General features: G+C 76.0%; 12 protein-coding genes. 5 read left to right on the top strand and 7 right to left on the bottom strand.

Annotated features, from left to right (window positions below; genetic code table 11):
• The 5 genes from ACFSBI_RS15745 to ACFSBI_RS15725 all read right to left on the bottom strand — a co-directional run.
• Positions 1 to 234: DUF2510 domain-containing protein (locus ACFSBI_RS15745; protein WP_377936605.1), on the bottom strand; the 234-nt coding region annotated here is incomplete at its 3' end.
• Positions 235 to 372: 138 nt separating this feature from the next.
• Positions 373 to 1584, bottom strand: coding sequence for an alcohol dehydrogenase catalytic domain-containing protein (locus tag ACFSBI_RS15740; protein ID WP_377936603.1), 1212 nt, complete (start codon positions 1582 to 1584; stop codon positions 373 to 375).
• Between the two features lie 102 nt (positions 1585 to 1686).
• The gene (locus ACFSBI_RS15735) at positions 1687 to 2568 is read right to left on the bottom strand and encodes an alpha/beta fold hydrolase (protein WP_377936601.1); all 882 of its coding nucleotides are present in this window, start codon (positions 2566 to 2568) and stop codon (positions 1687 to 1689) included.
• A gap of 123 nt (positions 2569 to 2691) precedes the next feature.
• Complete coding sequence (locus ACFSBI_RS15730; protein WP_377936599.1) at positions 2692 to 4245, bottom strand: GMC family oxidoreductase; 1554 nt, start codon at positions 4243 to 4245, stop codon at positions 2692 to 2694.
• A complete protein-coding gene (locus ACFSBI_RS15725) occupies positions 4242 to 5606 on the bottom strand; it encodes an alpha/beta hydrolase (protein ID WP_377936598.1) in 1365 nt (454 codons plus the stop codon). Before ACFSBI_RS15725 ends, ACFSBI_RS15730 begins: the two co-directional genes overlap by 4 nt.
• Positions 5607 to 5759: 153 nt before the next feature.
• Between ACFSBI_RS15725 and ACFSBI_RS15720 the strand changes: the two genes are divergently transcribed.
• Both ACFSBI_RS15720 and ACFSBI_RS15715 read left to right on the top strand, forming a co-directional pair.
• Entirely contained in the window at positions 5760 to 8237 is a 2478-nt protein-coding gene (locus tag ACFSBI_RS15720; RefSeq protein WP_377936596.1) for an alpha/beta fold hydrolase, read from the top strand.
• A complete protein-coding gene (locus ACFSBI_RS15715) occupies positions 8234 to 9088 on the top strand; it encodes an ABC transporter permease (RefSeq protein WP_377936594.1) in 855 nt (284 codons plus the stop codon). Before ACFSBI_RS15720 ends, ACFSBI_RS15715 begins: the two co-directional genes overlap by 4 nt.
• A 253-nt stretch (positions 9089 to 9341) precedes the next feature.
• On the opposite strand, the gene ACFSBI_RS15710 is transcribed toward ACFSBI_RS15715, so the two are convergent.
• Positions 9342 to 9776 carry a hypothetical protein gene (locus ACFSBI_RS15710; protein ID WP_377936592.1) on the bottom strand — a complete coding sequence of 145 codons (435 nt, stop codon included), beginning with the start codon at positions 9774 to 9776 and terminating at the stop codon, positions 9342 to 9344.
• Positions 9777 to 9865: 89 nt separating this feature from the next.
• Here ACFSBI_RS15710 and ACFSBI_RS15705 point away from each other — a divergent pair, with 89 nt between their 5' ends.
• The 3 genes from ACFSBI_RS15705 to ACFSBI_RS15695 are packed head-to-tail and all read left to right on the top strand — an operon-like array spanning position 9866 to position 13278.
• Positions 9866 to 10429, top strand: coding sequence for a PadR family transcriptional regulator (locus ACFSBI_RS15705; protein WP_377936591.1), 564 nt, complete (start codon positions 9866 to 9868; stop codon positions 10427 to 10429).
• Entirely contained in the window at positions 10430 to 11944 is a 1515-nt protein-coding gene (locus ACFSBI_RS15700; RefSeq protein ID WP_377936589.1) for an MFS transporter, read from the top strand. It abuts the gene before it with no gap.
• A gap of 23 nt (positions 11945 to 11967) precedes the next feature.
• Positions 11968 to 13278, top strand: a complete 1311-nt coding sequence (locus tag ACFSBI_RS15695) for an anthranilate synthase component I family protein (RefSeq protein WP_377936587.1) — start codon at positions 11968 to 11970, stop codon at positions 13276 to 13278.
• A 36-nt stretch (positions 13279 to 13314) separates the two neighbouring features.
• Here the strand turns inward: ACFSBI_RS15695 and ACFSBI_RS15690 are convergent.
• A partial coding sequence (locus ACFSBI_RS15690) for an FUSC family protein (RefSeq protein WP_377936585.1) occupies positions 13315 to 14452 on the bottom strand: 1138 nt, incomplete at its 5' end.

Below are 14452 nucleotides of genomic sequence, written 5' to 3'. Positions count from 1 at the left end.
CTGCCCGGCCGTCCGCACGGCGGCACCGGGCGCCTCCGCGGCCTTCTGCGCCGCCTGGAGCAGCCCGCCGCCCCGGCGCGCGTCGTCCTCCGCGACCGGGCGGATCGCCGTCGAGCGGTCCGCGGGGGCGTCCACGGCCTTCCGGGCGTCGGACCAGCCGAGCCCGTTCCACCAGCGCAGCATGCCGGGGCGCTGCGGGTCGGGGTGCCAGCCGGGCGTCGTCGGATCGGCCATGCTCCAGTGTCGCGCACGAGGGCGCCGCCGCTCCGCGCTTCGCGGCCGATCCACGGCGGGCACCGCGGGCACTCCACCGGTGACCGCTCCGGGTGCCGCCGCGGCGCACCTCGAGCGGGGTGCGCCGCGGCGCGCGGCTCAGGAGACGATGAGCTCCGTCTTCAGCCAGCCCTCCTCGCGGCGGTCGAACGTCTCGTACGCCTCGATCGCGGCGGTCGGGCGCTCCTGCTGCGTGATGAACGCCGTGGGGTCGAACACGCCGGTCGCGACGAGGTCGAGCAGGGGCGGGGTGATCGTGTGGTGGTTCGCGTTGCCCATCCTCACCGTGAGGTTCTTGTTCATCGCCTCGCCGATCGGCCAGGTCTGCGCCGCCGGCGAGTAGACGCCGATCACGCCGATCCGGCCGCTCTTCGCGACCGCCTGCACGGCCCACCGCTGGGCGAGGCTCGGCGCGTCGCCCGGCACCCACTGGTCGCCCTGCGGGTCGGCGTCGGGCGCGACCTCCTGCACCTCGCGGTCGAACTCCTGCTGCAGGCCCTCGACGGACTCCGCGGCCGGGCCGCGCTTCGGCCGCTGCGCGTCGACGCCGACCGCGTCGATCACCGCGTCGACCCCGATGCCGCCGGTCAGGTCCTTGATCACGGCGACCGGGTCCTCGCGGTTGAAGTCGATCACCTCCGCGTACTGGCCGAGCGCCGCGGCGAGCCGCGTCTCGATCCCGTCGACCACGATCACCCGGGCGGCGCCCTGGCGCTGCGCCGACGCGATCGCGAACTGGCCGACGGGCCCCGCGCCGAGCACCGCGACGACGTCGCCCTGCCGCACCTGCGCGCACTGCGCGCCGAACCAGCCCGTGGGGAAGATGTCGGACAGCAGGATCGCCTGGTCGTCCGTGACGCCGTCGGGGATCGGCACGAGCGTGTTCATCGCCCAGGGGACCCGGACGCCCTCGGCCTGCAGGCCGTTCACGGGTCCGGTGGTGGCGGGGCCGCCGAAGAACGAGGTGCCCGCGTCCGGCCCGTTCGGGTTCGCCCGGTCGCACTGCGCGGTGCTGCCGTTGCGGCACTGCCAGCAGACCCCGCACGAGATCGTCGAGTCCACGATCACCCGGTCGCCGGGGGAGAAGCCGCGGACGGCGTCGCCGACGGCCTCGACGACGCCGACGGCCTCGTGCCCGAGGATCGTCCCCTCCTGCATCCCCGACATCGTGCCGCGGACGAAGTGCAGGTCCGTCCCGCAGATCGCGCTGCGCGTGATGCGCACGATCGCGTCCGTCGGCTGCTCGATCCGCGGGTCCGGGACGTCGTCCAGCCGGATGTCGCCGATGCCGTGCCAGACCACTGCCTTCATGCTGCTGCTCCCTCCGGCGCGGCCGTCCGGCGCGCGCCGCGGACCATGCTGCGCCGGGTCGCCTCCGTGCCTCCGGGATACGAGGTGCGCGGAGCCTGAGCGTCAGAAGCGGAGCAGCGCCACCGCGTCGGCGAAGAGGCGCGGCGCCTCCTGCGGCGTCGCGTGGCCGACGGACAGCTGCGGGTTCGCGACGAGGTGCGGGAAGTGCAGCCGGTGCTCGGCCGGGTCGGGCGGGGGACCGAGACCGTCGCGCGTCGCGTCCACGACGACCGTCGGCACGCGGACCGGCGGCAGCTGCGCGATCCGCGCCTCGAGCTGCGCGTACGCCGGATCGCCGTCGACGAGGCCGTAGCGGTGGCGGTAGCTGTGCACGACGACGTCGACGAAGTCCGGGTTGTCGAAGGACGGGGCGGTCGCGTCGAACTCCTCGTCGGAGAACGCCCACTCCGGCGACCACTCCCGCCAGAGCACGCGGGCGAACTCCCGCCGGTGCCGCTCGAGCCCCGTGCGACCCCGCTCGCCGTGCAGGTAGTACTGGTACCAGCGGTGCCGCTCCTGCTCCGGCTCCGCCGGCTGCGCCGCCCGGGCGAGGTCCTGCACGTTGTAGCCGTCGACCGTGACGAGACCCGCGACCCGCTCCGGCTCGAGCATCGCGGCGATGCAGGCCGCCCGCCCGCCCCAGTCGTAGCCCGCGAGCACCGCGGGGGCGAGGTCGAGCGCCGCGAGCAGGTCGAGCAGATCCTGCGCGAGCGCCGCCTGCTGCCCGGACCGCATCGTCGCGTCGTCGAGGAACCGGGTCGGGCCGTATCCGCGCAGGTAGGGGACGATCACGTGCGCGCCGCGCTCGGCGAGCCGGGCGGCGACGCGGTCGTAGGCGCGCACGTCGTACGGGAAGCCGTGCAGCAGCACGACCGGCGGCCCCGCGGGGTCGCCCGACCGCTCGAACGCCGTCTCGAGCACCCCGGCGTGCACGGTCTCCACCACGGCTCGATGGTGCCAGACCGCCGCACCCCGCCCCGCACCGCTGCCGGTCGGCGGCTCGGGCCCGTTCCGGACATCCGGTCCCGCCGTAGCGGGGCCGGATGTCCGGAACGGACCCGGGAGGCCTCAGGCGAGCAGCGGCTTCCCGAGGAACACGTCGGCCGTGCGGAGCGCGAGCGCCATGATCGTGACGGCCGGGTTCGCGATCATCGAGCTCGGGAACACCGAGTTGTCGCAGACCCAGAGGTTCGGCACGTCGAAGCTGCGGCAGTCGCGGTCGACGACCGCCGCGTCGGCGTCGTCGCCCATGCGCACGGTGCCCTCGGTGTGGGCGGTCCGGGGGAGCACGAACACGTCCTTCGCGCCCGCGGCCTCCCAGATCCGCTTCATCACGTCGACGCCGTGGCGCTCGATGGCGTCCTCGTTGTCGCCGTACGAGAAGTCGACGCGGGCGCGGCGCAGCCCGACCTCGTCGGTCTCCTCGACGAGGGTGAGCCGGTTCTGCTCGTGGGGGAGGCACTCCCCGTTCATGCCGATGCCGGCGAAGTGGTCGTAGTGCTCGAGGCGGTCCATCAGCGCGTCGCCCCACATGCCGCCGCGCGCCATGGAGGTGGCGAGCGTCACCGGCATCACCCCGAGGCTCTGGATCAGGTAGCCGCTCGCGTAGGACTCGTCGGAGGACCGCCAGAAGTCCTCGGTGATGATCGCCGACGGGTAGCCGCGCCACATCATCGTCGGCTGCTCGAAGCGCCCCCACACCTGCGCCGCCGGGTGGGCCAGGTAGTTGCGGCCGACCTGGTCGGACGAGTTCGCGAGGTCGAGGTTCAGCAGCAGCCGCGGCGACTCGACGCCGCCGCCGCAGAGGAACACGGCGCGGGTGCGCTGCCGGTGGTCGACGCCGCCCTGCCGGTAGACGACGGCGGTGATGCGGCCGGAGGAGTCGCGCTCGAGCCCGTGCACCATCGCCTCGGGCCGGATCTCCGCGCCGTGCGCGACGGCGAACGGCAGGTACGTCGTGTCCATCGTCGCCTTGGCACCCGTGCGCTCGCCCTGGTGGATCGCGCCGGAGTTGTTGGTGGCGGGCCGCACGCCCCAGTACGGCTGCTGCCGCTCGCGGGAGAGGATCGCCGCGGGGCCGTCCGTGGCGCGGATGCCGAGCGCCTCGCAGCCGGCCACCATCAGGTCGGCGGGCGCGTTGCGGGCGACGGGCGGCATCGCGTACCGCCGATCCGGGTCCCACGGGTAGTCGTCCGGGCCCGAGACCCCGATGAAGTCCTCGACCTCGAGCAGGTACGGCATGAGGTCCTGCAGCTCGAGCGGCCAGTCCGCCCCGACGCCCTCGATCGAGTGCGTCTTCAGGTCCTCCGCTCGCGGGCGGGGGCAGAACGCGCCCCAGTGCAGCGTGGAACCGCCGACGCCCGTGCCGGAGTTGTTGCCGCCGAACGCCTGCGGCATCCCGCCCCCGGCGAGCCGCTCACCCGTCCAGTACAGCTCGTTCGCCTGGATCTCGTCGGGCGTGTGGTCGGCCGGGTGCCAGTTGGGGCCGGCCTCCAGCGCCACGACGCTGCGTCCCGCGGCCGCGAGCCGGGCCAGGATCGGCGCACCGCCGGCGCCGGTGCCGATGACGACCGCGTCGACCTCCTCGTGCTCCGCGTACCGCCGCTGCTCCTCGAGCCTCATGCCCATGCCTCCCCGGTGCGCCAGTCGCGCTGCCACGGCTCCCGCTCGCCCGCCTGCGTGCGGACGAACCCCTGCTTGTCCTCGTCGTCCCCGCCGTCCGCGAAGCCGTCGTAGCGCACCCATGCCTGGGCCGCCGGGTGCGACAGCCAGACCCGCACCGCCTCCGCGCAGAGGTCCTGGAACCAGAGCGCCACCTGGTCGCCGGTGAGCGGACCGGCCTCGCCGACGTCGCCGTCGGCGAGCCGCCGCACCACCGCGTCCTGCTCGTCGGGCGCGCGGCCTGCGAAGTCGGGCGCGAGCGCGGCGACCGTGTCGAGCGCGCGTCGCCACGCCTCCGCGTCGGCCGGCAGGTCGCCGAAGCGCCAGCCGTCGCCGTTGCCCGCCGCGAGCTGGCTGTCGATGCGTCCCGCGACGTCCAGGCGCGTGCCGCGCTGCGGCAGCACGCGCGTCAGCAGCGCCGTCAGGAGCGCGCGCTGCGCGGGCTCGAGCGCCCGCGGCGCGTCGCCCGGCCCGTCGAGGCGCGCCAGCAGCACCCGGCGCGTCTTCGCGCTGACGCGGTCCGAGGCGATCAGCCGCGCGAAGGCGGCCGGCAGCACCGGGGCGCCCGCGACCCGCCGCCAGTGCTCCCGGATCACCTCGGCCACGGCGCCCGGCTGCTCCAGCACGACGAAGTGGTGGGCGTCGTCGATCTCGTGCATCGTCGCGTCCCGCAGGTGCGGCAGGTTCAGGCGCCGCTGCGCGTCGGCGCCGAGGTCGCCGTCGGCCGGGCTCCCGAGTACGGCGGTCGGCGTGCGCAGGGTCCCGACCTCGCCGCTCCAGTCCTCCCGGCTGCCCCGCTGGAGCCACTCGAGCCAGGCCCGGGGGCTGGCCGCCGTCGCGTCCTCGACCGCCGCCTCGCGCAGCGCGGGCAGCGCGTCGGCGCCGTTCGCGTGCACGTAGTGCTCGGCGTGCTGCCGCGACATCGGCCCGTCCGCGCACCAGGACTCCATGTCCTGCCGGCGGTCCTCGCCCATCGGCTCCGGCGTCGGGGTCGACGGGTTCACGAGCACGACGCCGTCGGGAGCGGCGAGCCCGTGCTCCCCGCGCTCGGCCCAGGCGGTGACGACCTGCGCGATCTTGCCGCCCATGGAGTGGCCGACGAGCAGCCAGCGCTCCGGCTCCAGCTCGCGGAGAAGCGCCGCGACCCACGCCGAGGTCTGCTCGACCGTCAGCCGGTCGGAGTCCGCGGCACCGCCGTAGCCCGGCAGGTCCAGGGCGACGCAGTCGAAGCCGTCGCCCAGCTCGGCGACCACGCCGTCCCACGAACGGCCCGACAGGCCGAACGCGTGCAGCAGCACGACCACGGGTCTCACCTCGGCCATCCGGCTCCTCCTCCTGACGCGGGCGGCTCGATGCAAGCGCACCGCGGGCTGTGAGACGACCGGGAGGCGCCGGTACGGGGTGATCCCTCAGGCGACGGGAGCGGCCCCGCAGCCTGGGAGCCGCGCTCAGGGGCGCTCGACAGCATCCGTGCGATGCGCCCCGGTCCATCCCTGCTGCGGACCGCGGCCGCGCTGCTGCTGGCGGCCTCGGCCCTCGGGGCCGCGCCGACCCCCGCCGCGAGCGTCGAGGCCGGCGCCGGCCCGTCCGCCCGCGAGCTCACGGTCCCGGTGCGCGAGGCGCCAGGCTCGACGGCCGTGATCCGCCTCGACGCGGAGGTCTACACGCCGGAGTCGACCCCGGCCCCCGCGGTGCTGCTCGCGCACGGGTTCGGGCAGGACCGCACCGCCGTCGCCGGCGAGGCGCGCCGCCTGCAGGGGGAGGGCTACGTCGTCCTCGCCTACTCCGCCCGGGGCTTCGGGCGCTCGGAGGGGCGCATCGGCCTCGACTCCCTCGACGGCGAGGTGCCGGACGCGCGGGCGATGATCGACGTCCTCGACGCCGATCCCGCGGTGCTGCACCGCGGGGGCGACCCCGTCGTCGCCGTCGTCGGCGGCTCGTACGGCGGCGCCCTCGCGCTGATGGCCGGCGCGACCGACCCGCGGGTCGACACGGTCGTCGCGGCGATCACCTGGAACGACCTCGCCTCCGCGCTGGCGCCCCGCTCCACCGGCGCACCGGCCGGCGCGGCACTCCGCGACTTCAAGGTCGGCTGGGGCTCGCGCCTCTTCGCCGCCGGCATCGCCGGGTCCGACGCGCCCTGCGGCCGGTTCACGACGGCGTTCTGCGACCTGTACCGACGGCTCGTCACCGGCGGCACCCCGACGCCTGCGGACCTCGCGCTGCTCGCGCGGTCGTCGCCGTCGACGGTGCTGGACCGGATGCGCGCGCCGACCCTGCTCGTCCAGGGGGAGCAGGACCGCCTGTTCGGCCTCGACCAGGCCGACGCGAACGCGCGGCAGCTCCGGGCCGCGGGCGCGCCCGTGCAGGTCCGCTGGTTCGACGGCGGGCACGACGGCGGCTCGCCGGCCGGAGGCGGCGGGTCGACCGGCCTCGACGGCGTGCTCGACGGCTGGCTGGCGGCCCACCTCCGCCGCGACGAGCCCGTGCCCTCCCGGTTCGTCCTCGACGTGCCGGCGAGCGCGACGTCCTTCCGCGAGCAGCGCACCGGGGCGCGCTACACCGGGCTCACCGGCGGCGGCACGCAGGTGGCGCTGACGGGCGGCCCCGCGACGGTCGTCAACCCGCCGGGCGGCGTCCCCGCGGCGGTCACCGGAATCCCCGGGATCGCGAGCGGTGCCCTGCCCGGGCGGCTCACAGGCCTGCTCGGCGGCACCGCCGGGGGCTCCGCGACCTTCACCTCCGCCGCCCTGACCGCGCCCGCCCTGCTGGCGGGCGCCCCGACGATCGACGTGCGCGTCGAGCCCGCGGGCGGCACGACCCCGCAGGACGCCGTGCTCTACGCGCAGCTGTCGGTGCGCACCGGGGACGCCGAGCGTGCGCTGCCCGGCGGCGTCGCGCCGATCCGCTTCGTCCTGCCGGCCGGCGGGGCGACGGTGCGGGTCGCGCTGCCGGCGACGGCGTGGAGCCTCGCGCCCGGTGACCGGATCGCGCTGACCCTGCGCACCTCCGACAGCCAGTGGCTCGGGCAGACCGCCCCCGCGGCCTACCGGGTGGCGGTGGCGAGCCCGCTCGTCCTGCCGTCCGTCGCGGTCGTGGCGACCTCCCGCTCCGCCGGCCTGCCCGCCGCCGGGGTCGTGATCGGCATCGTCGTCGCCCTCCTCGTCGCGCTCCTGCTGCTCGGGGTTGCGGCGGTCCGGAGGCGGAGGCGCACGGCCGCGGCCGAGGACGGCCCGCCGCTCGAGGTGCGGGGGCTCACGAAGCGGTTCCGCTCCGGCTTCCTCGCCGTCGACGACGCCTCCTTCACGGTCGAGCGCGGGCAGGTGCTCGGCCTGCTCGGCGAGAACGGCGCCGGCAAGACCACGACCCTCCGGATGGCGACAGGGCTGATCGGGCCCGGCGCGGGGGAGGTGCGCCTCTTCGGGCAGCCCGTCGCGCCGGGCGCGCCCGCGCTGGCCCGCCTCGGCTGCTTCATCGAGGGGCCCGGGTTCCTCGTGCAGCTGACCGGGCGCCGCAACCTGCAGCTCTACTGGGCGGCCACAGGGCGGCCCGAGGCCGAGGCGCACCTCGACGAGGTGCTGCGGGTCGCCGACCTCGGCGCCGCGATCGACGCCCCCGTCCGCGGCTACAGCCAGGGGATGCGGCAGCGGCTCGCGATCGCGCAGGCGATGCTCGGGCTTCCGGAGCTGCTCGTGCTCGACGAGCCGACGAACGGCCTCGACCCGCCCCAGATCACCGCGCTGCGCGCCGTGCTGCGCGAGTACGCGGCGAGCGGGCGGACCGTCGTCGTCTCCTCCCACCTGCTCGCGGAGGTCGAGCGCACCTGCAGCCACGTCGTCGTCATGTCGCACGGCCGCGTGGTCGCGGCAGGCGGCGTGGACGAGGTGGCGGGGGAGCGCGGGCTCGAGGCCGCGTTCCTCGACCTGATCGGCGCGACGGAGCCCGTCGCATGACCGCGTTCGAGCCCGTGACGGCGCCGTCCCCGCTGCGCCCCCTGCGCTTCCGCGTCGAGCTCGCGCGGCAGCTGAGCCAGTGGCGGGTGCGGATCGTGCTGACCCTGCTCGCGGTGCTGCCGGTGATCGTGCGGGTCGCGCTGCTCGTCGGCGGGCCGCCCCCGTCCTCCACGGCGGGGAGCACCGACCTGACGACACTCGCCCAGGCGACCGGCGGCACGTTCGCCGCGTTCGTCCTCGTGCTGACGGGCGGCTTCCTCGCGACGCTCGTGGCCGCGCTGCTGTTCGGCGACCTGATCGCGGGGGAGGCCTCCCGATCGACGCTCAAGTACCTGCTCACCGTGCCGGTGCCGCGCCTGCGGCTGCTCGGCGTGAAGGCGGCGGTCGCCGCCGTGCTGCTCGTCGCCGGCCTCACCGCGCTGATGGTCGTGGCGCTGCTCGTCGGGGTGCTGTCCTACGGGCCGGGCGGGATCCAGGTGCCGGGCGGCCCGCGCCTCGGGCTCGGCGACTCGGTGCTGCGGCTGCTGGCCACGACCGCGACGGCCGCGGTCGGCCTCCTCTGGGCGGCCGGGCTCGGCGCGCTGCTCACCGTGGTCGCGGACTCGCCGCTCGCGGCGGCGGGAGGGGTGGTGCTCGCCTCGATCCTGTCCCGCATCCTCGACCAGATCCCCGCGCTCGGCGACGCCCGCGTCGTGCTGCCGACCCACTTCTCCACGGCGTACCGGGCGTTCCTCGAGCAGCCGGTCGACCTCGCCCCGGTCGCGTCCTCGCTGCTGAACGGGCTGGTCTGGGCCATCGTGCTCGGCGCCGCGGCCGCCTGGTGGTTCGACCGCAAGGACGTGAAGGGCTGACCGCGGCCCGCTCCCTGCCGCTCACCGGCCGGCGGGCGTGCTCCGACACCACGGGCGGCCTTCCGCGCCCGGGCTGTCGGTCCGCGCCCGTGTCCGTGGTCGTCCGGAGCCGGGAGGTGCACGCGAGGCCCGCGGATCGGCCGCGTCCCGGGCCGCACCGCACTTCCGGGCGTGATCGGCGCATCGGGGCGGGTTCGGCCGTCCGTTCGCGCCCGGATCCGCCGATCGCGCCCGCTCTCGGGCTGGGCCGGGGTCAGCCGAGGACGTCGCGGGCGGTGAGCAGCAGGCGCACCGCCTCCTCGTCGCTCCAGCCGAGTCCGACGAGCAGCGGCCAGTCGGACCAGAGCGCGGGCTCGAACCCGCGGATCGCGTGCGCCGGCCAGCGCGGGTCGGGGGCGTTGTCCGGATGGGCCGGCAGCTCGACCGCGGGGATCTCGTCGAGCGTGCGCTGCAGCCGGTCGTAGCTGCCGGGGCTGAAGCCGACGGCCTCCGCGACCCGCGCCCGCTCGACCCAGGCGTCGACGCCCGCCGGGACGCCTTCGTCCAGCCCGATGCTGATCGCCCACAGCGTCGACATGCCCGGGAAGCTCGGCCAGTGCATGCGCAGCACCCGGCTCCACGCGAGGGCCCCCTCCGGGGTGAACCCCTCCCACAGCCGCTCGCCGCGCCGACCCGTCACGTCCGTCATGCGATCCCTCCGAGGCAGGAGCATGACCGCCGAACCCGGACGCCGTCTCCGAGTGGCAACGACACGATTACTCGTGCAAGAGTGATCGCGTGTCGTCCATCCGCGTCTTCCTGCTCGGCTCGCTCGCCGAGCGGGGGCCGATGCACGGGCACCAGCTGCGGCTGCTCGCGGAGCGGGAGCACGTGGCGATGTGGACCGACTTCGGCGTCGGCGCGATCTACGGCGCGCTGAAGCGGCTGCTCGCCGAGGGGCTGGTCGAGGCGCTGCGGACCGAGCGCGAGGGCGCTCGCCCGGAGCGGCAGATCGTCGCGATCACCCCGGCCGGCCGGGAGGCGCTCGACGCGATGCGGCTCGAGACGCTGACCACCTTCACGATGAAGGCGGATCCGTTCGACCTCGCGATGGCCCGCCTCGGGCCCGAGGTGCTCGACGAGCTGCCGTGGATCCTGTCGCACCGCCGCGGCGCGATCGCCGACGAGCTCGCCGCCGAGCAGCAGCGGGTCGAGCGCGCCGAGCCCTACCTGACCGTGGCCGAGCGCCACGTGATGCAGCACAAGACCCACCGCCTCACCGCCGAGCTCGCGTGGCTCGACGCGGTGCTGGCGGACCTGCCCGCGATCGTCGCCGACGAGCGAACCAGAGAGGCCGACTGAATGTCCGCACCCGCGACCGCCCCCGCAGGGCCGCGCCCCACCATCGACGTCCCGCCGCGCGCGGCCTGGATCGCGTTCGCGGTGGTGCTGGTCGGCGCCGCCATGTCGCTGATCGACGCGACGATCGTGAACGTCGCGCTGCCGACGATCCGCACGAGCATCGACGCGTCGGAGGCGACGCTGTCCTGGATCATCTCCGGCTACGCGCTCGCGTTCGGCCTCGCGCTGATCCCGGCCGGGCGCGTGGGCGACCGCTTCGGGCACAAGTGGGTCTTCTTCTCCGGGCTCGCCCTCTTCACGGTCGCGTCGGTCTCCTGCGGGTTCTCGCAGACGGACGGCCAGCTGATCGTGTCGCGGGTGGTGCAGGGCCTCGCCGGCGGCATCTACCTGCCCGCTGTGCAGTCCTACATCCAGCTGCTCTTCGCCGGCCGGGTCCGCGGGAAGGCCTTCGCCGTCTTCGGGGCGGTGCTCGGCGTCTCCTCCGCCATCGGCCCGGTGCTCGGCGGCCTGCTGATCCAGGCGTTCGGCGACGAGAACGGCTGGCGCTTCGTCTTCTTCGTGAACCTGCCGATCGGCGTCGTCGCGCTGATCGCCGCGGCGGTCCTCGTACCGAACAGCCCTCGCCAGGCGTCGGCCGCCTCCGGCGTCGACCTCGTCGGCCTGCTGCTGCTCTCCGGGGCGCTGACCGCGATCCTCGTGCCGCTGATCCAGGGGCAGGACGAGGGATGGCCCGTCTGGACCTACATCAGCCTCGCGGGCGGCGTGGTGCTGCTCGCGGCCTTCGGCTTCTGGGAGCGCGGCGTCGTGGCCCGCGGCCGCAGCGCGCTGGTGCCGCCGCACCTGTTCACCCACCCCGCCTTCACCGCCGGGACGCTGCTCGCGCTCGTCTACTTCGCCGCCTTCGTCAGCATCTTCTTCTCGCTGTCGCTGCTCTGGCAGGCGGGCCTGAACTACACGGCGCTCGAGTCCGGGCTCGTGTCGCTGCCGTTCGCGATCGGCAGCATCGTCGGCGCCTCCCAGTCGTCGCGGCTCGCCGTCGCGATCGGCCGACGCGTGCTCGTCATCGGCGCCGGGCTCGTCGCCCTCGGCCTCATCGGCGTCTGGCTGGTCCTGCTGCTGGTGCCGTCGGACGCCCTCACCGGCTGGGACGTCATCGGCCCGCTGCTCGTCGCCGGCTTCGGCTCCGGCCTCTTCATCGCCCCGAACGTGCAGTTCATCGTGGCGACCGTCGACCCGGCGGAGGCCGGTGCCGCGAGCGGGGTCCTCGCGACCATGCAGCGCATCGGCTCCGCGATCGGCATCGCCGTGATCGGCAGCGTCTTCTTCGCGACGCTCGACATCCCGACCGGCCGGCGTCCCAGCTCCGCGGACCTCGCGGAGGCGTTCAGCACCAGCGCGACCGCGGCGCTGCTGACGAGCGCGGCCTTCGCGGTCGTCGCGTTCCTGCTCGTCTTCACCCTGCCGAGGTCCGTCGGCCGCGGGCACGCCCCGGAGGCGGCGCCGCCCGCCGGCTGAGCGAGCCCGTAGCCTTCGGGGCCGTGCCACGACCCGAGCCCGGCCCGGTGCTGCGCCTGCCGCTGCCGCGCCGGGTCCGGGCGGAGGACGTCGCCCGCGCCCTCGGCGCCGCGGACCTCGTGTGGTCCGACCGGGAGGCGGCGCCCACCGACCGGGTCTCCTTCGTCGGGGCCGCCGAGCGGGTCCTGCGCTTCGACCAGGCCGCGGATCCGGAGCGCGTGCTCGGCGCGCTCGAGCCGGAGGCCGCCGCGTCGTCCCGGCTCGGCTGGTGGGGCTGGTTCGGCTACGAGCTCGGCGCGGCATGGATCGGGGTGCCGTCCGAGCCCGGCGCCGCGCCCGCCGCCGCCTTCCTCCACGCCGCCGTCGGGGTCGAGCTCGACCACGACGCGGGCGCTGCCGTGGTCGTCGCCCTGCCCGGGCGGGAGGCGGAGGCCGCCGCCCTGCACGCCGCGGTGCTCGCGGCGAAGCCCGAGCCGCCCGTGCCGCCCGTGCCGCCCGTCCCGACGGACTGGTCCTGGCGGCACGGGCCCGAGGCGTACCCCGCCGTGGTGGAGGCGTGCCGGGAGGCGATCCGCGCCGGAGACGCCTACCAGCTCTGCCTCACCGACACCGCGACGATCCGCTTCGCGGCGCCGCCGGACCCGGTCGCGGTCTTCCGGGCGCTGCGCGCGGCCGCGACCGTGCCCGCCGCCCTGCTGGTGCGGATCGACGGGTGGAGCCTGGCGTCGGTGAGCCCCGAGACGTTCCTCGCGGTCGATGCCGCGGGCCGGGCCCGCAGCAGGCCGATCAAAGGCACCCGGCGGCGCGACGCGGACCCTGAGCGCGACCGGGCGCTGGCCGCCGAGCTGCTCGCGAGCGACAAGGAGCGGGCCGAGAACACGATGATCGTGGATCTCGTCCGCAACGACCTCGCCCGAGTGGCCCGGGTCGGCGGGGTGCGGGTGACCGGCCTGCTCGAGGTGGAGACCTATCCGGCGGTGCACCAGCTGGTCTCGACGGTCGAGGCGGACCTCGTGGGCCGGCCGCTCGACGCCGTGGCGGCCCTGCTGCCCGCAGGGTCGATGACCGGCACCCCGAAGCGGTCGGCCGTGACGATCCTCCGCGACCTCGAGCGCGGCCCGCGCGGCGTCTACTCCGGCGCCGCCGGTCGGATCTCCGCGGACGGCACGATCGACCTCGCGGTGGTCATCCGCAGCGTGGTCCTGCACGGCGGCACCGCGACGATCGGCGCCGGCGGCGGCATCACGATCCTGTCCGACCCGGCGGAGGAGGAGGCGGAGGTGCGGCTGAAGGCCCGCCCGCTGCTCGCCGCCTGCGGGGTCGTCGCCCCCTGATCCCGCCCGCGTCGCGCGGCAGGCGTGCCGCAGCCGTCAGCCGGTGGCGGGGCGCGACCGGCGCCGGGTCGCCCGGCGCGGCACGTCGAGCGGGCCCGCGAGCAGGGCGCGCAGCTCGCGGAGGTCCTGACCGACCGCCGCGAGCGGGCCGTCGGCCGGCACGGGCAGCGCGCGTGCCGGCCGCCCGGCCTGCATGGCGACACCGATCGCGCGCAGCGCCTCCACCACCTGCCGGGTGTCCTCGCGTCGGCGCTCGAGGTCGGCGCCGACGAGGTCGGCGCCGCGCAGGTCGTCGGCGACCTGCTCCAGCGCGCCGAGCACCGGCCACCAGGCCGCCGCGGCCCGCGAGGCGGGCGGCGGTTCCGCGAGCGCCGACTGCAGGTCGCCGCGCAGGTTCTGCAGCGCCGCGAACGCGCGTCGCCGCGCCGGCCCAGCGGGCCCGTCCTCGTGGACGACCGCGACCGCGGCGTAGCCGGTGAGCACCTCCACCGTCCGCGTGAAGGCGAGGCCGAGGCGCGGCCTCCAGGTCGAGGGCCAGGGCAGGTAGCCGACGAGGAGCACGATCGCGGCGCCGAGCAGCGTGTCGAGCAGCCGGCCGGCGGCCAGGCCGCGCACCGGCCCGCCCGCCAGCTCCACGAGGATCAGCACGAGCGGGGTGATGAAGGTCGCGAGCATGCCGTAGTTGCGCGCGGCCGCGTAGGGGAACGCGAAGGCGAGGGCGGTGATCGGCACGAGCAGCAGCGGGCCCGGCGGCACGACGGCGAGGACCGCCGTGCCGAGGAGGACGCCGACGAGCGTGCCGACGGTGCGCTGCAGCCCGCGGGCGAACACGGAGCCGAGATCCGGCTTCAGCACCACCGCGACGGTGAGGAGCAGCCAGTACGGGTGCGGCAGCGGGAGGACGGACCGGAGGGCCTCGGCGATGCCGAGGCAGAGTGCGAGGCGCACCGCGAACACCGCGGTGCTCCGACCCAGCAGCCGGTCCGTCAGCCCGGCCCCGCGGCGGCGCCGTGGCGGAGCGCCGTCCGGGCGCGCTCGGGAGCCGAGAGCCCGCTCGATCTGCGCGAGCGCGGCGTCGGTGCTCGTCCGGGCCTCGCGCGCGGGTTCCGCGCGGAGCGGCCGGCCTCGGGCCACTCCGGCCGCGATCGTGCGCAGGCGGGTCGTCAGCCCTCCC

The sequence above is a fragment of the Amnibacterium endophyticum genome (assembly GCF_042680685.1).
In the GTDB taxonomy this organism is placed as follows: domain Bacteria; phylum Actinomycetota; class Actinomycetes; order Actinomycetales; family Microbacteriaceae; genus Amnibacterium; species Amnibacterium endophyticum.
This window is presented reverse-complemented; position numbering and strand designations above follow the sequence as displayed.